The following is a 24,638-nucleotide window of genomic DNA, read 5'->3' on the forward strand; positions in this document are numbered from 1 at the left end:
ACCGCAGCGACCTACTTCACCGGTCGGCCGGTCGGCCGTCACGCTCCGCGCATCGACATAGCTGCGTTGGTGAGGTAAGACAGGATGGGGCGGAACACACACCGGTACCGTCCTGCCTCACCGCGCCCACCTCGCGCGGAAGACACCAGACCGGACGGGGAGCGGAATGGTCGACAGCACCCAGGGCCGACGCCGACGAAGCCGGAATCCGGTGATCTCGCCGGTGCTTCGCCCGGCGCTCTGGTCCGCCCTGCTCGGGGCGGTCGCGGCCGCGGCGCTGGCCACCCCGGCCTGGGCCGACCCGCTGCCGGACGCCATTCCGGACACCGGCTCCCGCCCCCGGGTCTCCGGCACCCTGCAGCTGCCCACCGTGCCCGGCGCCGTCCCCGGCGTGCCCGGCACGGTGGCCGGCGGGCCCGGTCGCACCCCGGGCCTCCCCGGCGCCACGACCGGCGTGACGAACCCGGCCGACGGCCCGCTGATCGCCCAGATCAACCAGGTCGACGCGCAGGTCGCGCAGCTCGGCGACACCCTGCTCACCATCAAGGGCGAGCGGGACACCGCGCAGGCGGACCTCACCCTCGCCGCCGCCCGGCTCAAGGAGGCCCAGGACGCGCTCGTCCGGGCCCAGGAGAACGCGAAGACCGCCGCCGCCGACGCGGTCAAGGCCGACGCCGCGCTGCCGCCCGGCGAGTTCGGGGCCAACCTGCGCGAATTCGCCAACCTCCAGCGGATCACCCGGGGCGACAAGGCCGAGGGCGCCACCACGGCCGTGACCGGCGAACTCGCCCGGGCCACCGCCGCCGAGCGGGTCGCCCGGGAGGCGCACGCCTCGGCCGAGCGGCGCGCCGCCGAGAAGACCGCGGCGTACACCCGGGTCGAGACCGACCTGCACAAGCAGGAAGCCGCGCTGCTCAAGCTCCGCAGGGACAACGCCGCCCGGCTGCTTGAGATCGAGCGCCGCGCGGACGCCGCCGAGCAGCAGCTGGGCAACCCGTACGTCATCAACCAGAGCGTCAGCGGGTTGGTCGCCGACCCGAAGGCCCTGGCCGCGGTGCGGTACGCCCTCGCCCAGCTCGGCGACCCCTACCTCTGGGCGGCCGAGGGGCCGGACCGGTTCGACTGCTCCGGCCTGGTGCTCGCCTCCTACCAGGCGGCCGGCTACCAGGGGCTGCCCCGGGTCTCCCGGGACCAGTACTACGCCACCCGCTCCCGCACCGTCGACCCGAACGCGCTCCTCCCCGGCGACCTGCTCTTCTTCGCCTCGGGCAGCAGCTGGACGAGCATCCACCACGTCGCCATGTACATCGGCAACGGCAAGATGGTCGAGGCGCCGCGGACCGGCGACGTCGTCAAGATCTCGGTGGTCCGGTGGTCCCGGCTCTACGCGGCCACCCGGGTGATCGGCGGGGTCCCCGCCCCGGCCACCCCGGCGCCGGTCCCGACACCGACCCAGTCCACCACCCCGCCGAAGCCCAGCGCGACGCCGAAGCCCACAAAGACGGCCACGCCCAAGCCGACCCGGACGGCCACGCCGAAGCCGACGTCGAGCACGTCGAGCCCGACGCCCACCCCGTCGACCTCGCCGAGCAACACGCCGACGCCGACGCCGAGCCCGACCGACACACCGCCCCCGTCGCCCACCGGCAGCGCCACCGCCGCACCGAGCGGCAGCGCCGCGGAGCCGACCGGCAGTGCCGCCAGCCCGTCGAGCAGCACGGCCGAGAGCACCGCCGCGAGCCCGAGCGCCACCGACTGACCAACCGCCGCTCCGGCTGTGCTCCCGGGCCGGAATGTGGCACGGTGAGATCCAGGCACGCCCGACCGGCGCCACGGTCGGGGGCGAGCGTGGGCGCGGAGGGGCGAGATGGGCGAGCACGACGTTCCGGCGGAGACGGTCCACCCCGGATCCGTCCCCGACGCCGCCGACCGGCCGGCCGGCCCCGCAGAGGCCCCTCCTCCGGTGGCGGTGGCCCGGGCCCGGGTCAGCGTCGCCGGCGCCACCGCGCCACCCCCGGACGAGCAGCGGCGGAGCACGCCGGCCACCGGCAACACCTACCGGGCGGGTGGCTCCCAGACGGAGTCCGCCCCGGCGCTGGACCGGCGCCAGCCGGGTGCCTCCGTCCCGCCGCCCTCGACCTGGTCCGCCTTCGCCGCCGCCGAGCGCTCTCCGGCCGACGGCGCCACCTCGGCCGACAGCGAACCGGCACCCGGCACGGACTCCCCCGCCGGCGGCGCCGGCACGGCCGCCGGCTCCGTGCCGGTGCCCCCGCCGGCCGGCGGGCCGGTGCTGCCCGCGCCCCGCACGGAGGAGCCGAACGCCGACGCCGCGTCCGCCCCGGCCGGCCAGCCGCCCGCCGACGCCGCGCCGGCACCCGGCCACGCGGGGCAGCCGCGGGCGGGGTTGGGGCACGCCCGGGCCAGCGCGTCGGTGCCCGGCCTGACCCGCGTCTCGGCCGACGAGGTCGCCGCCGCGCTCGCCGGGACGGCCGGCAGCGCCAAGGTCTACCGGGCGGGTCCGGTCAACCCCGAGCCGCCCGAGCCGGCGCAGCCGCCGGAGCCCGCCCAGCCCCCGACGCCGCCCGTGCCGGAGCCCGAGCCGGCGCCGACCCCCGTGCCGGGTCCGACCCCGCCCTCCCCGGCACCTCCCGTGCCGGCGCCGGAGCCCCCGTTCCGGCCCACGCCGCCGGTGCCCGCACCGCCGCCCGGTCCGACCCCGCCGGGGCCGGTGCCCCCGGTGCCGGGCCCGCCGGCGCCGCCGCCGGGACCGCCGGTGCCCCCGCCTCCGCCGCCGCCCGGCCCGATGCCGGCGCCGCCGTTCCCGCCGCCGCCCGCCATGGCCGGCGCGCCGGGGTCGACGTCCTTCCCGGGCGCCGGGCAGCCGGGTCCGGCCGCCCCGGCCTGGGCCGCCGCGCCGGCCTCCGCCCCGCCGCTGCCCACCGCACCGCCGGTGGTGCCGGCGCCGGCCCTGCCGAACTGGCCGCCGTCGACCGACCCCGCCGAGTACCGGGCCGGCCAGGCCGGTCACGTGCCGGCGCCGAGCCGCCCGGTGAGCCACCCGCCGGCAGGCCCCGACCTGGCCGGCACCGCGTACGGCGGCACCGACGGGCCGGGCTTCGCCACGGTCTCCCTCCCGCAGGGCAGTTCGCTGGAGAACTCCGGCTCGCTGACCGGGCACATCCTGGCTCAGGGCTGGGCCGAGGACGCCCCGGCGACCCGATCCAGCAACACGAAGGTGGTGATCGTGCTGGCCGCCGCGCTGGCGCTGCTCGTCGCGATCAGCCTGCTGGTGGTCTTCCTGGCCAACGACGCGCTGAGCGGGATCACCGGCACGGCGCTGACCAGGTAACGGGGTGAGCCCGCCCACTACGCACTCGCGGTGCGGTGGCGGGTTCGCCGCGCCGCCGTACACTTGTGGAGATCACTGACCTGGCGCGCCCGTTGCGCGCCCATGGGCGATCTTGCGGGCGAATCGGCGGCGTGACGAAGCCGCGGCGGGCCATCGCGAAGATGCGCCCCGCTCGAAAGGCATTTCTTGACCACGTTCGCTGCCTCTGGCACGTCCCCGTCCACCGACCCGACCATCGACGCTCCTGACTTCGCCGCGCTCGGCCTGCCCCGGCAGCTGGTCGAGGCGCTCGCCCGGCAGGGCATCACCACTCCGTTCGAGATCCAGCGGGCCACCCTGCCCGACGCCCTCGCCGGCCACGACGTGCTCGGCCGTGGCCAGACCGGCTCGGGCAAGACCCTGGCCTTCGGCCTGCCGGTGATCGCCCGGCTCGCCGACCGCAACCGGGCCCGCCCGCTGCACCCCCGCGCCCTGATCCTGGTGCCCACCCGCGAGCTGGCCATGCAGGTCAACGACGCGCTCGTGCCGCTCGGCAAGGCGGTCGGCATCTTCCTGAAGACCGCCGTCGGCGGCGTCCCGTACGACCGGCAGATCGACGCGCTGCGCCGCGGCGTGGAGATCGTGGTGGCCACCCCGGGGCGGCTCGGGGACCTGATCGAGCGGGGCGTCTGCAAGCTCGACGACGTCGAGATCACCGTGCTCGACGAGGCCGACCAGATGGCCGACATGGGCTTCCTGCCCGAGGTCACCGACCTGCTGGCGAAGACCCCGGCGGACGCCCAGCGGCTGCTCTTCTCGGCCACTCTGGACAACGACGTCGACTCGCTGGTCAAGCGGTTCATGACCGACCCGGTCACCCACTCGACCTCGCCGGCGACCGCGGCCGTGTCCACCATGGACCACCACCTGCTGCTGATCCCGCCGCACGACAAGTTCGCCGTGGCGGCGTCCATCGCTGCCCGCGAGGGTCGGACCATGGTCTTCGCGCGTACCCAGCTCGGCGTCGACCGGCTCGTCGAGCAGCTCGGGGCCGTGGGCGTACGGGCCGGCGGCCTGCACGGCGGCAAGACCCAGCGGATGCGTACCCGGACCCTGGCCGAGTTCCGCGAGGGCCGGATGAACGTGCTGGTCGCCACCGACGTGGCGGCCCGGGGCATCCACGTCGACGGCGTGACGCTGGTGCTGCACGTGGACCCGCCGAAGGACCCGAAGGACTACCTCCACCGGGCGGGTCGTACCGCGCGGGCCGGGGAGTCCGGCGCGGTGGCGACCCTGGTGCTGCCGAAGCAGCGCCGGACCACGCTGGCCATGCTGGAGAAGGCGGGCGTCGAGCCGGCCGAGACCCGGGTCCGCGCCGGCGACGCCGCGCTGGCCGAGCTGACGGGCGCCCGTGAGCCCAGCGGCGTGCCGGTCCGCGACGAGCCGGAGCCGCGTCGCGGCGGCCCGCGCCGCTTCGGCGACCGGGACGGGCGCGGCGAGCGCCGCTTCGGCGACCGGCCGGCCGGGCGGGGCTTCGACCGGGGCGACCGCCGCGACGACCGTCCGACCGGTGGCCGCGGCTACGACCGGCCCGCCGGCGAGCGGCGCTTCGACCGTGAGGACCGCGGCTTCGGCGAGCGGCGCTACGCCGACCGGAGCGGCTTCAACCGGGACGGGCGCGGTGACCGGCCCTCCGGCGACCGTGCTGACCGGCCCTCCGGGGAGCGGCGCTTCGGCGACCGCGACGAGCGTGGTGCCGGCCGGCCCTCGGGCGACCGCCACTTCGCCGACCGGGCCGGGCGCGACCAGCACCGGCCGACCGGCGCCAGCCGCGGCTACGACCGGGACGCCCGTGGCGACCGGCGGCAGGACGACCGGCCCACCGGCGGACGCGCCTACGGCGACCGGCCCACCGGCGGTGGCTACGGCGACCGGGACGGCTCGCGCCGTTACGGCGACCGGCCCACCGGCGGACGCGGCTACGGCGACCGGGACGGCGCCCGCGGCCAGGGCGACCACGGCCGCCGCTACGAGGACCGTCCGCAGGGCGAGCGGCGCTTCGGCGACCGCGACAGCCGGGGCGAGTTCCGTCCGGCTGACCGGGGCGGCTTCCGGTCGGACGGGCGGGGCCGCGAGGACCGGCCGCGCGACGACCGGCGCGGCTTCGGCGGGCGTCCGCCGGTCCGTACCCACTGACCCAGCGCCACAACACGAACGCCGCCGTCGAGCCACGCTCGGCGGCGGCGTTCGCGCATCCGCTGCCGGTGTCCGGCGGGTGGCGTAACGTCCGGTTCATGCCGACCATGCCGAAGTCGCTCTTCTGGTCCCGGACCGACACCGCCGGCTCGGAGCACGTGCTGCTCGACGATCGGCAGGGGCTCGCCGCGCAGGGCGTGGCGCTGGCCGTCGACCCGATCCCGTACACCTGCCGCTACCAGCTGAGCGTGGGCGCGGACTGGTCGACCAGCCGGCTGGAGGTCGCCGCGGAGGGCGCGGGCTGGTCGCGGAGCGTACGCTTGGAGCGGACCGGGGACGGGTGGCGGGTGCGTACCGGCGAGGAGGGTGACCTGGACGCGGCGCTGCGCGCGGCCGGGCATCCGCCGGCCGGGCTGCCGGGCACCGACGACCCGGACCGGTTGGCCGGGGCGCTCGACGTCGACCTGGGCGGCTCACCGCTGACCAACACCCTGCCGGTACGCCGGCTCGACCTGAAACGGGCCCCCGCCGACCAGGCGCGGACCGTCGCCGTCGCCTGGGTGCTGCTGCCCAGCCTGGCGGTGCTGCCCGCCGAGCAGGTCTACACCTCGCTCGGCCCGGGCCGGGTCCGCTACGCCAGCGACTCCTTCACGGCCGACCTGGACGTGGACCCGGAGGGCTTCGTGGTGCGCTACCCGGGGCTGGCCGAGCGGATCGACCCGCGCTGACCGTTCAGGCCGGCCAGGCGCCGGTGGCCAGGAAGCGGTCGATGGTGGCCAGGTGCGGGGCGAGGTCGAGGCCCTGCCCGGCCACCCACTCGTCGTCGTAGTAGGTGTGCGCGTAGCGGTCGCCCGGGTCGCAGATCAGGGTGACCACCGAGCCGGTCCGGCCGGCGGCGAGCAGCTCGGCGATCAGCCCGAACGCGCCCCAGAGGTTGGTGCCGGTGGAGCCGCCGACCCGCCGGCCGAGCACCGCCGAGCCGGCCCGCATGGCGGCCAGCGACGCGGCGTCCGGCACCTGCGTCATCCGGTCGACCACGCTGGGCAGGAAGGACGCCTCGACGCAGGGCCGGCCGATGCCCTCGATCCGGGAGCCCTTGTCGGTGCGGACGGACCAGTCGCCGGCCTGCCACGCCGGGTAGAACGCGGAGTTCTCCGGGTCGACGACGCAGAGCTTGGTGGGCAGCCGGCGGTAGCGGGCGTACCGGCCGATGGTGGCGCTGGTGCCGCCCGTGCCGGCGCCCACCACGATCCAGGCCGGCACGGGGTGCCGCTCCAGGGCGAGCTGCGCGTAGATCGACTCGGCGATGTTGTTGTTGCCCCGCCAGTCGGTGGCCCGCTCCGCGTAGGTGAACTGGTCCATGTAGTGCCCGCCGCTGTCCTCGGCGAGCCAGCGCGCCTCGATGACCACCTTGGCCGGGTCCTGCACCAGGTGGCAGCGGCCGCCCTGGAACTCGATCTGGGCGATCTTCTCGGGTGAGGTGGAGGCGGGCATGACCGCGATGAACGGCAGCCCGAGCATCCGGGCGAAGTACGCCTCGGAGACCGCGGTCGAGCCGGACGACGCCTCGACGATGGTGGTGTCCGGGCCGATCCAGCCGTTGCAGAGCCCGTACAGGAAGAGCGACCTGGCCAGTCGGTGCTTGAGCGAGCCGGTGGGGTGCACCGACTCGTCCTTGAGATAGAGGTCGATGCCCCACTCCCGGGGCAGCGGGAAGGGCAGGAGGTGGGTGTCGGCGGAGCGGTTGGCGTCCGCCTCGACCGTGGCGATCGCCTCGGTCACCCAGCTCCGGCTGGCCTCGTCACACCGGTCGAGATGAGTCACGCCGGCAACGTTACAAGCGAGGTGGGCTCGCGTCGGGACGGGCCCGGCGTGCCTGGCGGCGCTGGCCGGCCCGGCCGGCGGCCCGGACCACCGGGGTGAGGGCCAGGGCGAGCCGGGGGAAGGCGTCCAGGAGCCGCACCTGGGCGCCGCGCCAGCGCGGCAGGCTGACCACCGGCCGGGGCCGCCGGGCCAGCCGTACGGCCCGCGCGGCGACCCGCTCCGGGGTCAGCAGCGACCCGGTGAAGGAGGCCAGGGCCCCCGGGTCGTCGAGCTTGTCGTGCAGCATCGGCGTCCAGATCCCGTCCGGGCAGAGGCACGACACGTGTACGCCCCGGACGCCGGCCATCCGCAGGTCGGCCAGGGTGCCGAGGCTGAACGCCAGCAGGGCGTGCTTGCTGGCCGCGTAGACGGTCTCGCCGGGGGCGGCGATCAGCCCGGCGAGCGAGACGACGTTGAGCACGTGCCCGTGGCCCTGCGCCCGCATCACCGTCAGGGCGGCGTGGGTGCCGTTCATGGCGCCCAGCGCGTTCACCTCGACCAGCCGGCGCCGGGTCGCCGCATCGTGCGCCCAGGACGGCCCGGTGGCCAGGATGCCGGCGTTGTTGACCCAGAGCCCGAGACCGCCCGGCGCCCCGGCCGCCTCGGCGGCCACCGCCGCGCAGGCCGCCTCGTCGCGGACGTCGAGCGGGTGGGACCAGGCGCCGAGCGGCGCCGCCGCGGCGGCCACCGCCTCGGCGTCCACATCGGTGAGCAGCACCCGCCAACCGTCGGCGTGCAGCGCGGCGGCGACGGCCCGGCCCAGCCCGCCGGCCGCCCCGGTCACCACGGCCGCGCCCCGCCCTGGATTCGTCATCGGCGCACGGTAACGCCCCGGGCCGGCCGGGACCAGAGCGCGCCGCTCAGGAAGCGGCGGGTTGGAGCGGCTGGGGGCGGTTCTCCCACTTCGTAGACAGCGCGATGCCGGTACGGGTGGAGGCGACGCCGGGGGTGCGGTTCAGCCGGACGATCAACTGCTCCAGCTCGGCGATGGTGCCCACCCGCGCCTTGAGCAGGAAGGACTCGACGCCCGCCATGAAGTAGCAGGACTCGATCTCGGGTATCTGCCGGAACGCCTCCAGCACGTCGTCGGTGTCGGCGTTCGAGTCCTCCACGATGCCGATCAGCGCGGTGACCCCGAGTCCGATCGCCTCCGGCTCCACCTCGGCCCGGTACGCCCGGATGACGCCGCCCGACTCCAGCTTGCCGACCCGCTCGTGCACGGCCGGGGCGGAGAGGCCCACCTGGCGGGCCAGCTCGGCGTACGACAGGCGGGCGTTGCCCCGCAACAGCTCCACGAGGCTCAGGTCGATCGCATCCACGGAGAGTGACCCTATCCTTTCGGGCGTAACGCCCGGCGCTCGGCATCAGTTGAACGTGACGTCGCGTTGCCATTCACAAACGTGTCGTCACGGGGGTTCTGCGCCGGTAGCATTTACTAACTTCTCACTGTGTGCGTTTTTCGCGTTTGGCGGACACGCCAGGTCGCTGGTGCTGTAATTGCCATACGTCCCTCATGACGGCTCTGGGCTCGCACCGGCCGGGGGCAGTGTGTTCAGCCGGGGGCTTCGTCGACGCGAGGAGGGGGCTGTGGACACTGGAGATCGCCTGCTGACACCGGGTGAGGTCGCCGCGCTGTTTCGGGTTGACCCGAAGACCGTGACCAGATGGGCAGCGGCCGGCCGGATCGGCAGCATCCGGACTCCAGGCGGGCATCGCCGGTTTCGGGAATCCGAGGTGCGGGCCCTGCTTGAGGGGGAGGGCATGCTGGACGAGGCGGAGGACATGGGCAAGGCGCGCAACATGGGCCCGACCGCCTCGACCGGCCCGGGGCCGGCGAACGCCGGAATGTACTGAGGCGAAGCCGGTCGGGACGCGGGCCGACCCCGGTCCGCGTCCCGATCAGCGCTCACCGGTCCGATCCGCGTCCCGCCGGGCGGCGGCCAGCTCACCGGACCAGCGGCGGAACAGCGTGTGCGGCACGCCGAGCGCGTCCAGCACCTTTCCGGCCACGAAGTCGACCAACTGCTCGGCGGAGGCCGCCGCCCCGGCCCCGTAGAAGCCGGGGCTCGCCGGCAGCACCACGGCGCCGGCGTCGTGCAGCGCGATGAGGTGCTCCAGGTGGCTGCGGGTCACCGGGGTCTCCCGGGGGACCACCACCACCGGCCGCCGCTCCTTGAGGTTCACCTCAGCGGCGCGCTGCAACAGGTCCTTGGAGAGCCCGATGGCGATGCCGGCGCAGGCCGCCGTGCTGGCCGGGACGACGGCCATCCCGCGTACCCGGTAGGAGCCGCTGCTCGGGCCGGCGGCCAGGTCACCGGCCGGCCAGTGCCGCAGGTCCGCGTCGGCGAGGTCGCGGCCCAGCCAGGCGGCCAGGTCCTCGGCCCAGTGCCCGTCCCGGAACGGCTTCCCGGTCTCGTCGAGGATGGTCAGCCGGGCGGCCCGGGAGACGATCAGGTCCACCGCCTGGCCGGCGTCGAGCAGGCCGCGGACGACCGCGGCCGCGTACGGCGTGCCGGAGGCTCCGGAGACGCCCACCACCCATGGTTCGCGCATACCGTCCAGCCTGCCTGGTCGACCCGGGCACCGGGCGGCCACCCCCGGTACCGTGTCCCGCTTGTCCGCCGGGTCGGCGGGCGTGTCGGGAACGTGCGATTCTTCCGTCGGTGATCGACGTCCACGGAAGGGACCGGTGATGACGGCGGCGGTGCTGCGGGCGTTGCGGTCCGAGTGCCCGATCCCGCCCCGGCTCTCCCCGCACGCCGACGCGGTGCAGGTGTGGCTGGGCGACCAGCTCGACCGGCTCGGCCTGCCGCTGGACCCGGCCATGCGGGAGCGGCTGGCCCGGGCCGGTTTCGCCCGCTACGCCGGCCGCCTCTACCCGGGCGCCAGCGAGCCCGACCTGCGGTCGCTGGCCGCCCTGTTCACCTGGTTCTTCCTGGTGGACGACGCCTGTGAGGGGCCGGACCGGCTGGCACCGGCGCAGATCCGGGCGCTGCGCGACGGGGCCCTGGCGCTGCTCCGGGAGGGTCCCCGGGCGCGCCATCCCGGTTTCTCCGGCCCGCTGCGCCGGCTGCTGGTCCAGGCGTGGCGGGAGCCCCGTCGCCGCATGCCGGCCCGCTGGCGGCTGCGCTTCGCCGACGCCGTGGCCGACCATCTCGACGGCGCCTGGCGGGAGGCGGTCGCCACCGGCGCCGGGCGACCACCGGGCGTCGACGAGTACGTGCAGCTGCGCCGGGCCACCTCGGCGGCGTACGTGTCGTACCCCCTGATCGAGTTCGCGGCCGGGCGGCCCCTGCCCGACGCGGTCTACCACCATCCCGCGCTGCGCCGCCTCGCCGACCTCGCCAACGACCTGCTCTCCTGGTACAACGACCTGGCCTCGCTGGAGCGCGACCGGGCCACCGCCGGAGGGCACAACCTGGTGCTGGCGGTGGCCGCCGAGCGGGGCGTGCCGGTGCCGGCCGCGGTGGACCTGGTCGCCACGGGCTGGCGCGCGGAGATGACCCGCTTCATGGCGCTGCGCGCCGCGGTGCCGTCGTTCGGCCCGGCGCTGGACGAGTCGGTCGCCGCCCACCTCGACGGGCTGGCCAACGCGGTCCGCGGCACGGTCGACTGGACGCTGGAGAGCGCCCGCTACCCGGTGGCCGGGTGACGCCCGCTCAGGGGCGCAGGCCGAGGCGGACCACGAGGTCCAGCAGGGCGAAGACGAACAGCGCGATGCCGACGAAGCCGTTGGCGGTGAAGAACGCCCGGTTGACCTTGCTCAGGTCGGTCGGGCTGACCACGAGGTGCTGGTAGCCGAAGGCGACGGCCGTGAGGGCCAGCCCGATCCACCAGAGCCAGCCGAAGCCGACCAGCGCGCCGAACCACATGAACAGCGCGAAGGTCACCACGTGCGCGACGGTGGAGGCGTGCAGCGCGAAGCGCCGGCCGTAGCGGGCCGGGACGCTGTGCACCCCGATCTCCCGGTCGATCTCCGAGTCCTGGCAGGCGTAGATCAGGTCGAAGCCGCCGATCCAGAGGCCGACCGCGGCACCGAGCAGCCAGGCCGGCCAGGAGCCGGCGAGGGTGCCGGTGACGGCCAGCCAGGCGCCGACGGGACCGACCGCCTGGGCGATCGCGAGGATGGCGTGCGGCCAGTTGGTGAACCGCTTGCCGTAGGGGTAGACGACCAGCGGCACCACGGCGAGCGGGGCGAGCGCCAGGCAGAGCGGGTTGAGCAGGGCGGCGGCGGCCAGGAAGACCACCAGCGCGACGGCCGCGCCGGTCCAGGCCGTCCGCACGCTCACCGCCCCGGTCACCAGCTCCCGGTTGGCGGTACGCGGGTTCCGCGCGTCGATCCGCCGGTCGAGGATCCGGTTGGCGGCCATGGCGAACGTCCGCGCCCCGACCATCGCCACGGTGATGAGCAGCAGGTCGAGCCAGCGCACCCGCCCGCCGTCGACCTGCATGGCGGTCAGCGCCGACAGGTACGCGAACGGCAGCGCGAAGACCGAATGCTCGATGGCGACCAGCTTGAGGAAGGACTTGACCCGTCCGGGGCGTTCCGCCGGGGCCTCGGTGACGGCCATCAGATCCCGTACTCCTTCCAGCGCTTGTCGACCAGCGAGACCACCTCGGGCGACATGGTCATCTCCTCGGGCCAGCCCCGGGTGTAGCCCTCGGTGGGCAGCTTGCGGGTCGCGTCGAGGCCCGCCTTGCCGCCCCAGAACTGCTGGTACGAGGCGTGGTCCAGGTGGTCGACCGGGCCCTCGGTGACCAGCAGGTCGCGGGCGTAGTCGACGTTGCCGAAGGCGCGGAACGCGACCTCGTTGTAGTCGTGCACGTCGCAGTCCTCGTCGACGATCACGATGAGCTTGGTCAGCGACATGAGGTGCGCGCCCCAGATCGCGTTCATCACCTTCTGCGCGTGCTTCGGGTAGCGCTTGCGGATCGAGACGATCGCGCAGTTGTGGAAGACGCCGGCGGCCGGCAGGTCGTAGTCGACGATGTCGGGGATCATCAGCTTGAGCAGCGGCAGGAAGATCCGTTCGGTGGCCTTGCCGAGGCCGTGGTCCTCCTGCGGCGGCTTCGAGGTGATGATCGAGTGGTAGACCGGGTCGCGCTGCATGGTCATCGTCTCGACGTGCAGCACGGGGAACGGCTCGACCGGGGTGTAGAAGCCGGTGTGGTCCCCGAACGGCCCCTCGGGCAGCCGCTCGCCGGGCTCCAGGTAGCCCTCCAGCACCACCTGGGCGTTCGCCGGCACCTGCAACGGCACGGTGAGGCAGTCGACCATCTCCACCCGCTCGCCGCGCAGGAAGCCGGCGAACAGGTACTCGTCGATGTCGCCGGGGAGCGGCGCGGTCGCCGCGTACGAGACGACCGGGTCGCAGCCGATGGCGATGGCCACCGGGAGCCGCTGGCCGAGCCGCTCGGCGACGGCGTGGTGCGCCGTGGAGTCCTTGTGGATCTGCCAGTGCATGCCGAGGGTGTTCCGGCTGTGCTGCTGGAGCCGGTAGAGGCCGAGGTTGCGCTTGCCGGTCTCGGGATGCTTGGTGTGGGTCAGCCCGAAGTTGTGGAAGATCCCGCCGTCGCCGGGCCAGACCTGGAGGCCGGGCAGCCGGTTGAGGTCGACGTCGTCACCGCGGTAGACCACCTGCTGGCAGGGCGCGGTCTTCACCTTGCGCGGCGGCAGGGACTTGAGCTGCATGACCTTGCCGAGGCCCTCGCGGATGCCGGACCAGCCCACCGGCAGCTCCGGCTTGATCATGGCCCCGATCCGCTCGCCGATCTCGTCGAGCGTCTCGACGCCGAGCGCCATGGCCATTCGCTTCTCGGTGCCGAACAGGTTGATCGCCACCGGCATCTCGCCCCGGGTGGGCCGCTCGAAGAGCAGCGCCGGGCCGCCGTCGCGGACGGTCCGGGTGACCACCTCGCTGATCTCCAGCGTGGGGTCGACCGGGACGCCCACCCGCCGCAGCTCGCCCGCGGCCTCCAGGGCCGCGAGGAAGTCCTTGAGATCGGTGTACGGGAAGCCACGAGCCGCCATGACCGCCAGTCTCCCGCACGGCTTCCCGCACTGCCCACGCCGGGTCGGCGTGACGGCTGTGTGCCTGCCCACGCATCCGTCCGCCGACCCGGCGGGTCAGGCGGCCGGCTCCCAGGCGTAGGCGGCGAGCGGCGGGTCGAGCGGTGCGCCGGTCAGGCGGTTGGCGAAGGTCGAGATCGTGTACGTGCCGACGCCGAGCACCACGTCCAGCGCGTGCCGTGGCTGCCAGCCGGCGGCCAGGAAGGCGTCCAGCTCGTCGTCGGGAACCGCGCCCCGGTGGTCGAGCACGGCGACGGTGAACCGGCGCAGCGCCTCCAGGCGCGGGTCGTGCAGGGCGGCGCCGGCCCGGAGCGCCCCGATCAGCTCGGGCGCGGCGCCGTGCCGGGTGAGGGTCGCCGTGTGCATGGCCACGCAGAGGTGGCACTCGTTGCGGGTGGCCACGGTCAGCACCACCACCTCCCGGGCGACCGGTTCGAGGTCGGTGGACTCGAAGACGGCGTTGGCGGTGAGGAAGCCCTTGAGCAGTTCGGGCGACTCGGCCATGAGGGCCACCGCGCCGGGCAGGTGGCCGAACTTGCGGTGGATGTTGGTCATCGTGGGGCGGGCGGCGGCGGGCGCGGTGTCGGTGGTGTGGACGGTGAAGACCGGGCGGGACATGACGGGCACCCCTCACGTACGATAGTCAACGTGGTTGACGAAATAGTAAACGGGGTTGTCGAACATGGCAACACCTGACCGCCCGGGCTTCGTGCTCCCGCTGCTGCTGCTCGCCGGCTTCCGCGCGCTCATCGACGACCTGCACGCCGAACTGGCCCGGCAGGGGCACCCCGAACTGCGGCCGGCACACGGCTTCGTGCTCCAGGCCGTGGGGCCCGCCGGCACCACCGCCTCCGACCTGGGCCAGCGCCTCGGCGTCTCGAAGCAGGCCGCCGGCAAGACGGTCGACCGGCTGGTCGCGCTCGGCTACCTGGAACGCGCCGACGACCCCGCCGACGCCCGGCGCAAACTGGTCCGGATGACGGCCAAGGGCCACGACGGGCTGCGCCGCTCGGCGGTCGTCTTCGACGCCCTGCGCGACCGCTGGGCGGCGACCCTGGGCGCGGACCGGGTCGCGGCCATCGAGGACGACCTGCGCCGGATGGTCCCGGCCGACGTCTTCCGCCTCGACGTCCCCGGCTGGTTCGGCGCGTGACGAAACTCGCCGGCCCTTGACCACGGCCGGGCACCGACCGCCACGATGTCCGCATGGACGACGCGTACGTGGTGGGTGATCCGGACGGGCTCAGCCCCTTGCAGGCCGAGATCCGGGACGCCGTGGCCCGTGAGCTGCACGCTCAGTTCGCGCTCCGGGCCGACCACCTCGACCTGGCCGACCTGCCCGAGGTGGCGTACCAGATCACCCTGCGCGTCGACGGCGTGCTGACCGGTCGCCGGCCCGCCCGCTGAGACGACGCGACCGGGTCAGACGCCGGCGTACGAGTGCAGGCCGGTGAAGAAGAAGTTGACCCCGAACAGGTTCATCAGCATGGTCAGGAAGCCCACCACCGCGATCCACGTGGCCACGTTGCGCTTGACGCTCGGGGTGGCCCGGGCGTGCAGGTAGCCCGCGTAGACCACCCAGGAGATGAACGCCCAGGTCTCCTTCGGGTCCCAGCCCCAGGCGCGACCCCAGGCCGCCTCGGCCCAGATCGCCCCGGCGATCACCGCGAAGGTGAAGATCGGGAAGGCGAAGGCGTGCAGCGTGAAGGTCAGCCGCTCCAGGCCGGCCGCCGCCGGCAGCCGCCGGGCCAGGGTGTACGGGAAGCTCCGCTTCCCCTGCTCCCAGCCGGCCCGCATCAGGTACGCCACGGCCGGCACCACGCCCAGCAGGAAGATGCCCGAGGCGAAGATGATCGTCGACACGTGGATGATGAACCAGTACGACTGGAGCGCCGGCATCAGCGGCACGACCTGCACGTAGAGCTTCAGCTCCGCGAACGCCAGCAGCAGCACCATGACCAGGGTCAGGAACAGCCCGAGCCGGCGCAGCGACGGCTGCTTCCAGAGCACCGCGAGCCAGGCGGCCGCCCCGATCCAGGTGACCGTCAGCACGAACTCGTACATGTTGCCCCAGGGCATCCGCTCGGCGGCGATACCCCGGGTGACCACCGCGCCCAGGTGCAGCGCGGCGGCGAGCGCGGTGATCCAGGCGGCGATCCGCCCGGCCAGCGCGGCCCGGGCGGCGGAGCGCGAGGCGCGGGTGGCGGCCGGCGGGACCGGGGTCGCCGGCTCCTCGACCGTCCCGCCGGGGCCGCCGACGCCGGCGCCGACCAGCTCCCGGGCCGGGGCGGCCGCCGGCACCTTCCGGGCGTTGCCCAGGGCGTACTCGACGGCGTGGCTGATCATCGCGACCAGGTACGCCAGGATCGCGAACGTGACCAGCTGGTCGGAGAGTGCGGACATCACTCGTCTCCTTCTCGCGCCCGCCGGCCGTCCCGCCCGTCGTCGCTGACCGCGGCGACGAGCTGTGCGAACTCGGGGGCGAAGCCCGGATGCTCGGTGCGCGGCAGCCCACCGGCCTCCACCAAGCTACTACCGCTCGTCGGAGATCCACCCTCCGGGGGCGTCACCCGGAACCAGACCCGGCGCCGCCGGCCGAAGAGCGAGCCCATCAGGCCGAGCAGCAGCGTCACGCAGGCGACCAGCATCATGGTCTGGCCGGGGGCGTGCCGGACCGAGATGGTGATGTACGGCTGGGTGCCCACGAACTCCAGCGTGCTGCCGTCGTCCAGGGTCCACTTCTCGCCGAGACCGAGCTTCTTGTCGCCGATCTGCTTCAGCTTGCCGTTGCTGAGCTGCCGCTTGTCGAGCTGGTAGACCGAGCCGGGGATGCCGGCGTCCAGCCCCAGGTTGCCCCGGTACGCGGCCAGCACCACCGCCGGGTTCCGCTCCTCGGGGAACTGGGACGAGACGAACGGCGCCTTGTCCGGGGCGGTGGGCAGGTAGAGCCCGTCGAAGGCGACCTGCTGGTCGGGGGCGCGCTTCCCGGTCTTCGGGTCGACGTTCGCGTCCGGGAAGAGGGCGACGCCCTCCTCGGTGGCGTTCTGGTCGCCGGTGCGCAGGAACGGCGCCGTGCTGGTCTGGGTCCGGCCGTACCGGTCGGTGTACCTGAGGATCGGCGCGTAGCCGTTGCCGAGCAGGTAGACGTTGGCCGCACCGAGCCGCAGCGGGGAGTTCACCGAGAAGCCGGCGGTCCGGGTCGACCCGTCGTCCAGGTGGTCCACGGTCACCGTGGCCCAGTAGCGGGAGGCCTGCCCGGAGGGCAGGTAGTCCGCCTCGAACCGGTCCAGGGTGAGGCAGAACGACGGCAGGTCGGCGCTGTCCACCCGCGGGCCGAGCGACGCCTCGGCGTACTGCTGGCGGGTGTTGCAGAAGGCGTTGTCCGCGCCCGACACCAGGATCCGGTTGCCGTGCCAGCCGTACCAGGAGCCGAGCGCGACGCCGAGCAGGACGGCGACCAGCGAGACGTGGAAGAGCAGGTTGCCGGTCTCCTTGAGGTAGCCCTTCTCGGCGGAGACCTCGTTGCCGCGGACGGTGACCCGCCAGCGGCGCCGGCGCAGCACCGCGGCGATCGCCTCGGGGTCGGCGGCGGCCGGCGCCTCCAGCACCGCGTGCTGCGGGAGCCGCTCCAGCCGCTTCGGGGCGGCCGGCGGGCGCATCCGCAGCGCGCGGACGTGGTCGCGGGCCCGGGGCAGGATGCAGCCGACCAGCGAGGTGAAGAGCAGCAGGTAGATCGCGGAGAACCAGACCGAGCCGAAGACCTCGAACATGCCGAGCTGGTCGAGCCGGGGCGCCAGGTCGGGGTGGTCGACGAAGTACTGGTTGACCTTCTCCGGGTTGACCCCGCGCTGCGGCAGCACCGAGCCCGGGACGGCGGCGATCGCGAGCAGGAAGAGCAGGATGAGCGCCGTACGCATGCTGGTGAGCTGCCGCCACGAGTTGCGCAGCAGGGCCAGCACCGGGTTGACCCGGCGTCGGGGCGCGCCGGCGGGCGGCGCGGCCGGCCGGTCGTCCACGGTCGTCATCAGATGCTCACCTCGCCCACGCCCACGTGCGTCTGCAACCAGATCACGAAGTCCTGCCAGCCGCCGGTGACCAGCGCCACGCCGATCAGGATCAGCAGCGCGCCGCCGATCCGGGTGACCCAGCGGCTGTTGCGCCGGACGGCGCGGAACACCCCGAGCAGGCGGTGGAAGCCCAGCCCGAAGACGACGAACGGTACCCCCAGCCCGAGGCAGTACGCCACGGCCAGCAGCACGGCCCGGTCGGTGCGCCCGTCGACGGTCGCCATGCCGAGCACCGCGCCGAGGGTGGGGCCGGTGCACGGCATCCAGCTCAGCGCGAAGACCGCGCCGAGCACCGGTGCGCCGAGCAGCCCCGCGGCGGGCAGCCGCCGGATGCGGAACTCGCGCTGCATCCCGGGCACCACGCCCAGGTAGCCGAGGCCGAGCACCACGACCAGCGCGCCGATGACGATCTCCAGCGTGCGCTCGTGCGCGAAGAAGAGCTTGCCGACACCGGAGAAGAGGATCGCGGTGGCGGTGAAGACCGCGGTGAAGCCGGCGATGAAGAGCATGGTGCCGGCCAGCACCCGCCCCTTCACGGCGGCCGCCGGCCGGGCCGCCGGGGGCGCCGCGACCGCCACGCCGCCTCCGCCGCTCGGTTCGTCCGCGACGGGCTCGGGGGCCGCCGGCCGGGCCCGGCCCTCCAGGTCCGCCCCGGCCAGCCCGGTGACGTACGACAGGTAGCCGGGCATCAGCGGCAGGACGCACGGGGAGAGGAAGCTGACCAGCCCGGCGAGCGCCGCGGCCCCGACGGCCAGCAGCAGCGGGCCGGACTCGGCGAGCTGGCGGAACGTCTCGCCCATCAGCGTGATCCGGAGGCGGGCCGCTCGGCCGCGACCCGTTCGACGATCGGTTGCAGTTCGTCCCGGGTGACGGCTCGGCGGATCACCACCGCGACCCGGCCGTCCCGGTCCAGGACGACGGTCGCCGGGGTGGTGTTGGGCGGGATGTCGAAGTTGAGCGCCTGCCGGCTGGCCGGGTCGAAGAGGCTCGGGTACGTGACCCGGCCCTCCTCGAAGGCGATCGCCTTGTCCTTGCTGTCCTGCACGTTGATGCCGAGGAAGGTCACCCCGGACGCCTTGGTGGCCTGGTGGACGGCCTCCAGGTCGTCGACCTCGGCCCGGCAGGGCGCGCACCAGGAGCCCCAGAAGTTGACCACGACCACCTGGCCGCGGGCCTGGGAGACGTCGTAGTTGCCGCCGGTGAGCAGCTCGCCGCTCACCTTCGGGGTCTTCGACCGCTGGTCGGGGGCGCAGGTGATGGTGACGCCGTCGCTCTCGCAGCGGCTCTCCTCGTTGCCGGAGGAGGAGCAGCCGACCAGCGCCGTACCGGCGGTGACGGCGGCGAGCAGGGCGGCGACGAGCCTCCGGGTGCGCATCAGGCGCCCTTGGCCGTCCGGGCAGTCGGCGAGATCGCGATCAGGTGGGCCGCGGGCTCGGAGTAGCCGATGCCGGAGATCTTCGCGCCGTCGAAGTGGAACGAGGTGAGGCTGGCCAGGCCGCACTGCCGCTTGCGCGGGTCGTGCCAGAGCCGCTTGCGCTCGACGTAGCGGCGCAGGGTCCAGATGGGCAGCTGGTGGGAGACGAGCACGGCCTCGCGCCCCTCGGCGGCGATCCGGGCGGCGTGCAGGGCGGCGAACATCCGCTCGGCGATCACCCGGTAGGCCTCACCCCAGGACGGCGTCATCGGGTCGCGCAGCACCCACCAGTTGCGCGGGTCGCGGAACGAGCCGTCGCCCGGCGAGACCTTCTTGCCCTCGAACCAGTTCGCGCTCTCGATCAGCCGCTCGTCCACGCCGACCGGGAGGCCGAACTGCGCGGCGATCGGCTCGGCGGTCTGCTGGGCGCGTTCGAGCGGGCTGGCCACCACGTGCACCACGGTCCGGTCGGCGAGCGCCTGGGCGGCCGCCTTGGCCATCTGGACGCCCAGCTCGGAGAGGCGGAAGCCGGGCAGCCGGCCGTAGAGGATGCCGTCCGGGTTGTACACCTCGCCGTGCCGCAGCACGTGGACCACCGTCTCGCTCACGATTGTTACCCCCCGTGTCCTGCCGCCGCTGCTGCCGCCGCCGCCTCGGGCAGGGCCGCGGCGATCTGCTCCAGGGCGGCGTCGTCGATCGCCGCCGAGACGAACCACGACTCGAACGCGCTCGGCGGCAGGTAGACGCCGGCGGCGAGCATGGCGTGGAAGAACGCCTTGAACGCGGGCACCTGCTGCGTGCGGGCGCTGTCGTAGTCCGCCACGTCGGCGTCGGTGAAGAAGATCGAGAACATGTTGCCCGCGTACGAGAGGCGGTGCGGGACCCCGGCGGAGGACAGCGCCTCGGTGGCGAGCTTGCCCACCGTGGCGGCCGTCTCGTCGAGCCGGCGGTAGAGCGCGTCGTCGGCCAGCCGCAGCGTGGCGAGGCCGGCGGCGCAGGCCAGGGGGTTACCGGAGAGCGTGCCGGCCTGGTAGACCGGGCCGGCCGGGGCGAGCTTCGCCATGATCTCCGTGCGCCCGCCGAACGCCGCGGCGGGCAGCCCGCCGCCCATGACCTTCCCGTACGTCCACAGGTCGGCGTCGGACGGGTCGAGGCCGTGCCAGCCGGCGCGGGAGACCCGGAATCCGGTCATCACCTCGTCGACGATGAGCAGCGCGCCGTGCGCGTGGGCGATCCGGGCGAGCTGCTGGTTGAAGTCGTCGCGCGGAGCGATCACGCCCATGTTGCCGGCGGCCGCCTCGGTGATGATCGCCGCGATGTGCGGGCCCTCGGCGGCGAACGCCTCCTCGACCGCGCGCAGGTCGTTGTACGGCAGCACGATGGTGTCGCCGGCGGCCGCGCCGGTCACGCCGGGCGAGTCGGGCAGGCCGAAGGTGGCCACGCCGGAGCCGGCGGCGGCCAGCAGCGCGTCGGAGTGGCCGTGGTAGCAGCCGGAGAACTTGATGATCTTGGCGCGGCCGGTGAAGCCGCGGGCCAGCCGGATCGCCGACATGGTGGCCTCGGTGCCCGAGTTGACCAGGCGGACCTGCTCCACCGGGGTACGCGCGACGATCTCCGCGGCCAGGTCGACCTCGCCCGGGGTCGGGGTGCCGAAGCTGGTGCCCAGCGCGGCGGCCTCGCGCAGCGCCTCGACCACCGCCGGGTGGGCGTGACCGAGGATCAGCGGGCCCCAGGAGCAGACCAGGTCGACGTAGCGGCGACCGTCGGCGTCGAAGAGCCAGGGACCCTCCCCCCGGACCATGAAGCGCGGGGTGCCACCGACAGCACGGAACGCGCGCACGGGGGAGTTGACCCCGCCGGGCACGATGGCCTTGGCGCGGTCGAACAGGGCCTCGGAGGCCGGTGCGTCGGCCGGGTAGCGGCCGGATCCGGCGGAAAAGGTATCGGTCACGATGCCGCCATTGTGTCAGCGCCGGGCGGCTGATCGGCAGGCACCCCGCTTCGGGGGTTACCGGGCTCACGCCTCGTCCGTTCGGCGCGGCGCACCGACCGGCGGGTCGCTCGACGGGCCCGTTGGTCGAGATCGCGATAGGCTGACCGGGTGGATCGTGCCGAACTGTCCATCACGCTACACCGGACGGGTGACGAAGCCGTGCTTCGCCTCGCCGGTGAGATCGACATGCTCACGGCCGCCCAGCTGTCGACAGTCGTCAACGAGGTGCTGGCCGACCCCCCGCCGCGCATCGTGCTCGACCTGGGCGGAGTGACCTTCTGCGATTCCCAGGGCCTCGGCACCCTCGTGGTGCTCAGCCGCAAGGCCAGCCACGCCCAGAGCCTGCTGGTGCTGAGCAACGTAGGCGACTTCCTCCTCCGCGTCCTGGACATCACCGGCCTCCGCAGCGCCCTGATGATCCGCAACGAAACAGCCCCCTAACCCCTCCCCCCCTGCCCGCTGGCGTTGATCAAGAAGTTTGCGTCTGCCGAGGCCGGTTTCCTGACGCAAACTTCTTGATCAACTGGGTTGTCGGGTCAGGTGACCGGGACGTCGCGGCGGCGGAAGGCCGTCAGGCCGGTTGCCGCCAGGGCCAGGGCTATGGCGGCCAGGGTCCAGAGCGGGGTTGCGCTCCAGGTGTCGCGGAGGACCTGGGGGGTGTGGGTGAACGGGGACAGGTCCAGCAGCCACTGGTCGAGTTCGAGCACCGCGCCGAGCTGGCCGAGCAGCACGCAGACCGCCAGCACCGCCCAGGCCACCGGGGCGAGCCGGGGCAGCAGGCCGTAGAGCAGCACGGCGAGCCCGGCCAGCACCCAGGCGGCGGGCACCTGCGCCAGCCCGGCGCCCAGCATCCGGGGCAGTTCCCGCGGCACGTCCTGCACGCTCAGCCCGTACGTCAGGCCGGTGGCCAGGCCGGTCACGGCGAGCACCACGACCGGGCCGACCAGCGCGAACACCACGTGTGACAGCAGCCAGGTGGAGCGGTGTGTGCCGGTGGCGAGCACCGGCTCGGCGTGCCCGGCGGACTCCTCGGCGCGCATCCGCAGCGCGGCCTGGATGCCGTAGCCGGCCGCGGCCAGCCCGGCCAGGCTGAGCGTGGCGCCCAGGTAGGCGTCGGCCAGGCCGGAGGCCCCGCCGATCCGGGCCATGATCTGCTCCAGCTGCGGGTTCCCCTCGACCGAGCGCCCGGCCGCCTCGGCGGCGCCCCCGAGGATCAGCCCGAGCAGGCCGAAGCCGACCGACCACCAGAGGATCTGCCCCCGGTGCAGCCGCCAGGCCAGCCCGAACGGGCCGGCGAGCCCCCGACCGGCGGTGGCCGGCCCGAGCCGGGGCGGCAGCACCCCGGCGCCCAGGTCGCGGCGCACCGAGACGGGGTACGCGACCGCGGCGAGCAGCGCCGACGCGACCAGCGGCAGCACCGGCACCCACCAGCGCTCCCCCTCGAAGGGCCGGATCCGGGGGGCCCAGCCGAGCGGGGAGAGCCAACTCGGCCAGTCGTTGCTGGCGGTGTCCCCGACCATCCGTAGCGCGAACGAGGCGCCGAGGACGGCGATCCCGATGCCCCGGGCCCCGCCCGCGGTCTCGGTGAGCTGGGCGGCCAGCCCGCCCAGGGTGGCGAAGACCACGCCGGTCAGCGCGGTGCCGAGGCCGTACGCGTACGAGCCGGCGGCCGGCAGCCCGGTGGAGGCCAGCCCGGCCGCCGTGAGCAGGCCGAGCAGCAGGTCGGCCGCGTACGTGACGAGCAGCGCGGCGGTCAGCCCGGCGTGCCGGCCGAGCACCCCGCCGCCGAGCAGTTCCCGCCGGCCGGCCTCCTCCTCGACGCGGGTGTGCCGGATGACCGTGAGCAGGCTCGCCAGCGCCACGATGACCAGCAGGAAGCCGCCCCGCTGGGCGGTCAGCGCGCCGACGCTCTCCCCGTAGACCGGGCCGAGCAGCGCGACGATCGAGGGGTTGCGGGCGGTGCCGGCGGCGTACGCGGCCCGCTCGGCGGCGGTCGGGAACAGCTCGAAGAAGCTGGTCGCGTACGTCATCGGCAGCACGGCGAGGACCAGCACCCAGAGCGGCAGCAGGACGCGGTCCCGGCGCAGGATGAGCCGGGCCAGGTGGCGGGTTCCGGCGAGGGTGCTCATGCGACCACCTCGCTTCGCTCGGCGGCCGCACGAGGCTCCACCGCGCTGTACTGATGATTCGCTCGCTGACGCTCGCTCATCGGGTCAGCTCCTCGGGGACCGCCTCGTAGTGCCGCAGGAACAGCTCCTCCAGCGTGGGCGGCGTGCTGACCAGGCTGCGGACGCCCAGCTCGGTGAGGCGCCGCAGGGCGGCGTCCAGCGCGGCGGAGTCCACGTCGAAGCGCACCCGGTTGCCGTCCACCCGCAGGTCGTGCACCCCGGGCAGGTCGGCCAGCCCGTCCAGCGGGGCCGCGACCTCGGCGTCGATCGAGGTGCGGTGCAGGTGGCGCAGCTCGGTGAGGGTGCCGGACTCGACGGCCCGGCCGTTCCGGATGATCGTCACCCGGTCGCAGAGCGCCTCCACCTCGGCCAGGATGTGGCTGGAGAGCAGCACGGTGCGGCCGTCCTGCTTGGCTCGGCGTACCCAGTGCTGGAAGACCTCCTCCATGAGCGGGTCGAGCCCGGAGGTCGGCTCGTCGAGGATGAGCAGCTCGACGTCGGAGGCGAGCGCGGCCACCAGGCCGACCTTCTGCCGGTTGCCCTTGGAGTAGGCCCGGCCCTTCTTGCGCGGGTCCAGCTCGAAGGACTCCAGCAGCTCGGCCCGGCGCTTCGGGTCCAGCCCGCCGCGCAGCCGGCCGAGCAGGTCGATCACCTCGCCGCCGCTCAGGTTGGGCCAGAGGGTGACGTCGCCGGGCACGTACGCGAGACGGCGGTGGAGGGCGACGGCGTCCCGCCACGGGTCGCCGCCGAGCAGTCGGACGGCCCCCGCGTCCGCCCGCAGCAGACCGAGCAGCACGCGGATCGTGGTCGACTTGCCGGAGCCGTTGGGGCCCAGGAAGCCGTGCACCTCGCCGGCGCGGACGGTCAGGTCGAGTCCGTCGAGCGCTCGGGTCCGGCCGAAGGTCTTCACCAGGCCGGACACCTCAATGGGAGTTTCCATACTTCGGAAGCTACGCTCGTTTCACAAACTTGTGAAGACAGTGAGACGTGAGAGACGATCAGAGGCGATGAGCACCGAGGAGACGACGCCCATGAACCCGCCACCCCGCCCCGCCGAGGAGGAGGTCCACCTCTTCGTCGAGCGGATGGCGATGGCCTTCGCGGACGTCGGCTTCCCCCGGATGGCCGGCCGCGTGCTGTTCACCGTGATGAGCGCGGACGAGCCGCTGACCGCCGCCGAGATCGGCGAGCGGCTGGGGGTCAGCGCGGCGGCCGTGTCCGGCGCGGTGCGCTACCTCACCCAGTTCGCCATGCTGGTCCGCGAGCCGGTCAAGGGCTCCCGGCGGGACCGCTACCGGATGCCGGCCAACCCCTGGTACGAGGCCACCATCACGAAGACCGGCCTCTACAAGAACTTCATCGACATCGCCAACGGCGGGGTTGACGCACTGCAGGGGCGGGACACCCCGGCGGGCGAGCGGGTGGCCGAGATGCGGGACTTCTTCCTCTTCGTACAGGAGGAGATCGACGCCCTCGGCGAACGGTGGCGGGCCCGGCGCGCCGCGACGGGACACGGCGACCGGACCGACGCCTGAGGGA

The 24,638-nt window shown here is 74.2% G+C and carries 25 protein-coding genes; 10 read left to right on the forward strand and 15 right to left on the reverse strand.

All coding sequences use genetic code 11. The features are described 5' to 3' along the window. The first annotated feature begins 166 nt into the window (after positions 1–166). The 4 genes from IEY96_RS03630 to IEY96_RS03645 all read left to right on the forward strand — a co-directional run bounded on the left by IEY96_RS03630 (position 167) and on the right by IEY96_RS03645 (position 6,252). On the forward strand, positions 167–1,759 hold the full coding sequence (locus tag IEY96_RS03630; protein WP_189193342.1) for a C40 family peptidase: 1,593 nt from the start codon (positions 167–169) through the stop codon (positions 1,757–1,759). 108 nt (positions 1,760–1,867) lie between these two features. Further along, positions 1,868–3,349, forward strand: a complete 1,482-nt coding sequence (locus IEY96_RS03635) for a hypothetical protein (protein ID WP_189193343.1) — start codon at positions 1,868–1,870, stop codon at positions 3,347–3,349. Positions 3,350–3,535: 186 nt separating this feature from the next. Beyond that, the gene (locus IEY96_RS03640) at positions 3,536–5,524 is read left to right on the forward strand and encodes a DEAD/DEAH box helicase (protein WP_189193344.1); all 1,989 of its coding nucleotides are present in this window, start codon (positions 3,536–3,538) and stop codon (positions 5,522–5,524) included. Positions 5,525–5,631: 107 nt separating this feature from the next. Beyond that, positions 5,632–6,252, forward strand: a complete 621-nt coding sequence (locus IEY96_RS03645) for a putative glycolipid-binding domain-containing protein (protein WP_189193608.1) — start codon at positions 5,632–5,634, stop codon at positions 6,250–6,252. 4 nt (positions 6,253–6,256) lie between these two features. On the opposite strand, the gene cds1 is transcribed toward IEY96_RS03645, so the two are convergent. Genes cds1 through IEY96_RS03660 form a run of 3 tightly spaced genes read right to left on the reverse strand, consistent with a single transcriptional unit; the run spans position 6,257 to position 8,706 of the window. After that, on the reverse strand, positions 6,257–7,348 hold the full coding sequence (gene cds1, locus IEY96_RS03650) for an L-cysteine desulfhydrase Cds1 (protein WP_189193345.1): 1,092 nt from the start codon (positions 7,346–7,348) through the stop codon (positions 6,257–6,259). Between the two features lie 10 nt (positions 7,349–7,358). Beyond that, positions 7,359–8,201 carry an SDR family NAD(P)-dependent oxidoreductase gene (locus IEY96_RS03655; RefSeq protein ID WP_189193346.1) on the reverse strand — a complete coding sequence of 281 codons (843 nt, stop codon included), beginning with the start codon at positions 8,199–8,201 and terminating at the stop codon, positions 7,359–7,361. A 46-nt stretch (positions 8,202–8,247) separates the two neighbouring features. Continuing rightward, positions 8,248–8,706 (reverse strand): Lrp/AsnC family transcriptional regulator, encoded by a 459-nt coding sequence (locus IEY96_RS03660; RefSeq protein WP_189193347.1) that lies wholly within the window; start codon positions 8,704–8,706, stop codon positions 8,248–8,250. 268 nt (positions 8,707–8,974) lie between these two features. On the opposite strand from IEY96_RS03660, the gene IEY96_RS03665 reads away from it, so the two are divergent. Further along, the gene (locus IEY96_RS03665) at positions 8,975–9,241 is read left to right on the forward strand and encodes a BldC family transcriptional regulator (RefSeq protein WP_013473529.1); all 267 of its coding nucleotides are present in this window, start codon (positions 8,975–8,977) and stop codon (positions 9,239–9,241) included. A gap of 45 nt (positions 9,242–9,286) precedes the next feature. On the opposite strand, the gene IEY96_RS03670 is transcribed toward IEY96_RS03665, so the two are convergent. Then, positions 9,287–9,940, reverse strand: a complete 654-nt coding sequence (locus tag IEY96_RS03670) for a UbiX family flavin prenyltransferase (protein ID WP_189193348.1) — start codon at positions 9,938–9,940, stop codon at positions 9,287–9,289. Positions 9,941–10,079: 139 nt separating this feature from the next. Between IEY96_RS03670 and IEY96_RS03675 the strand changes: the two genes are divergently transcribed. After that, a complete protein-coding gene (locus IEY96_RS03675) occupies positions 10,080–11,039 on the forward strand; it encodes a terpene synthase family protein (protein ID WP_189193349.1) in 960 nt (319 codons plus the stop codon). Between the two features lie 7 nt (positions 11,040–11,046). On the opposite strand, the gene mqnP is transcribed toward IEY96_RS03675, so the two are convergent. The 3 genes from mqnP to IEY96_RS03690 all read right to left on the reverse strand — a co-directional run bounded on the left by mqnP (position 11,047) and on the right by IEY96_RS03690 (position 14,075). Beyond that, positions 11,047–11,958 (reverse strand): menaquinone biosynthesis prenyltransferase MqnP, encoded by a 912-nt coding sequence (mqnP, locus tag IEY96_RS03680; protein WP_189193350.1) that lies wholly within the window; start codon positions 11,956–11,958, stop codon positions 11,047–11,049. After that, positions 11,958–13,418 (reverse strand): menaquinone biosynthesis decarboxylase, encoded by a 1,461-nt coding sequence (locus IEY96_RS03685; protein ID WP_189193351.1) that lies wholly within the window; start codon positions 13,416–13,418, stop codon positions 11,958–11,960. Before IEY96_RS03685 ends, mqnP begins: the two co-directional genes overlap by 1 nt. 96 nt (positions 13,419–13,514) lie before the next feature. Beyond that, a complete protein-coding gene (locus tag IEY96_RS03690) occupies positions 13,515–14,075 on the reverse strand; it encodes a carboxymuconolactone decarboxylase family protein (protein WP_189193352.1) in 561 nt (186 codons plus the stop codon). Positions 14,076–14,139: 64 nt separating this feature from the next. Here IEY96_RS03690 and IEY96_RS03695 point away from each other — a divergent pair, with 64 nt between their 5' ends. Together IEY96_RS03695 and IEY96_RS03700 are read left to right on the forward strand one after the other, a co-directional pair. Beyond that, positions 14,140–14,610: a MarR family winged helix-turn-helix transcriptional regulator gene (locus tag IEY96_RS03695; RefSeq protein ID WP_189193353.1), complete on the forward strand. Its 471-nt coding sequence runs from the start codon at positions 14,140–14,142 to the stop codon at positions 14,608–14,610. Between the two features lie 53 nt (positions 14,611–14,663). Continuing rightward, the gene (locus IEY96_RS03700) at positions 14,664–14,864 is read left to right on the forward strand and encodes a hypothetical protein (protein ID WP_189193354.1); all 201 of its coding nucleotides are present in this window, start codon (positions 14,664–14,666) and stop codon (positions 14,862–14,864) included. A 15-nt stretch (positions 14,865–14,879) separates the two neighbouring features. Here IEY96_RS03700 and ccsB read toward each other — a convergent pair whose 3' ends face one another. From ccsB to hemL, 6 genes are read right to left on the reverse strand one after another with little or no spacing between them, the layout of a single operon-like run. Next, positions 14,880–15,860 (reverse strand): c-type cytochrome biogenesis protein CcsB, encoded by a 981-nt coding sequence (gene ccsB, locus IEY96_RS03705; RefSeq protein ID WP_189193355.1) that lies wholly within the window; start codon positions 15,858–15,860, stop codon positions 14,880–14,882. After that, the gene (locus tag IEY96_RS03710; protein ID WP_189193356.1) at positions 15,860–17,482 is read right to left on the reverse strand and encodes a cytochrome c biogenesis protein ResB; all 1,623 of its coding nucleotides are present in this window, start codon (positions 17,480–17,482) and stop codon (positions 15,860–15,862) included. The genes ccsB and IEY96_RS03710 overlap by 1 nt, the downstream gene beginning before the upstream one ends. Next, positions 17,482–18,324: a cytochrome c biogenesis CcdA family protein gene (locus IEY96_RS03715; protein ID WP_189193357.1), complete on the reverse strand. Its 843-nt coding sequence runs from the start codon at positions 18,322–18,324 to the stop codon at positions 17,482–17,484. The genes IEY96_RS03710 and IEY96_RS03715 overlap by 1 nt, the downstream gene beginning before the upstream one ends. After that, positions 18,324–18,899 (reverse strand): TlpA family protein disulfide reductase, encoded by a 576-nt coding sequence (locus tag IEY96_RS03720; protein ID WP_189193358.1) that lies wholly within the window; start codon positions 18,897–18,899, stop codon positions 18,324–18,326. The genes IEY96_RS03715 and IEY96_RS03720 overlap by 1 nt, the downstream gene beginning before the upstream one ends. After that, positions 18,899–19,546 (reverse strand): histidine phosphatase family protein, encoded by a 648-nt coding sequence (locus tag IEY96_RS03725; RefSeq protein WP_189193359.1) that lies wholly within the window; start codon positions 19,544–19,546, stop codon positions 18,899–18,901. The genes IEY96_RS03720 and IEY96_RS03725 overlap by 1 nt, the downstream gene beginning before the upstream one ends. A gap of 5 nt (positions 19,547–19,551) precedes the next feature. Then, on the reverse strand, positions 19,552–20,889 hold the full coding sequence (gene hemL / locus IEY96_RS03730; RefSeq protein WP_189193360.1) for a glutamate-1-semialdehyde 2,1-aminomutase: 1,338 nt from the start codon (positions 20,887–20,889) through the stop codon (positions 19,552–19,554). A gap of 150 nt (positions 20,890–21,039) precedes the next feature. Between hemL and IEY96_RS03735 the strand changes: the two genes are divergently transcribed. Continuing rightward, positions 21,040–21,372: an STAS domain-containing protein gene (locus IEY96_RS03735; RefSeq protein WP_091261368.1), complete on the forward strand. Its 333-nt coding sequence runs from the start codon at positions 21,040–21,042 to the stop codon at positions 21,370–21,372. A gap of 95 nt (positions 21,373–21,467) precedes the next feature. Here IEY96_RS03735 and IEY96_RS03740 read toward each other — a convergent pair whose 3' ends face one another. Together IEY96_RS03740 and IEY96_RS03745 are read right to left on the reverse strand one after the other, a co-directional pair. Continuing rightward, positions 21,468–23,060 (reverse strand): ABC transporter permease, encoded by a 1,593-nt coding sequence (locus IEY96_RS03740; RefSeq protein WP_189193361.1) that lies wholly within the window; start codon positions 23,058–23,060, stop codon positions 21,468–21,470. Positions 23,061–23,136: 76 nt separating this feature from the next. Beyond that, entirely contained in the window at positions 23,137–24,039 is a 903-nt protein-coding gene (locus IEY96_RS03745) for an ABC transporter ATP-binding protein (protein WP_189193362.1), read from the reverse strand. A gap of 67 nt (positions 24,040–24,106) precedes the next feature. On the opposite strand from IEY96_RS03745, the gene IEY96_RS03750 reads away from it, so the two are divergent. Beyond that, complete coding sequence (locus IEY96_RS03750) at positions 24,107–24,634, forward strand: GbsR/MarR family transcriptional regulator (protein WP_229791361.1); 528 nt, start codon at positions 24,107–24,109, stop codon at positions 24,632–24,634. The last annotated feature ends 4 nt before the right edge of the window (positions 24,635–24,638 follow it).

The sequence above is a fragment of the Micromonospora fulviviridis genome (assembly GCF_014648395.1).
GTDB lineage: Bacteria > Actinomycetota > Actinomycetes > Mycobacteriales > Micromonosporaceae > Micromonospora > Micromonospora fulviviridis.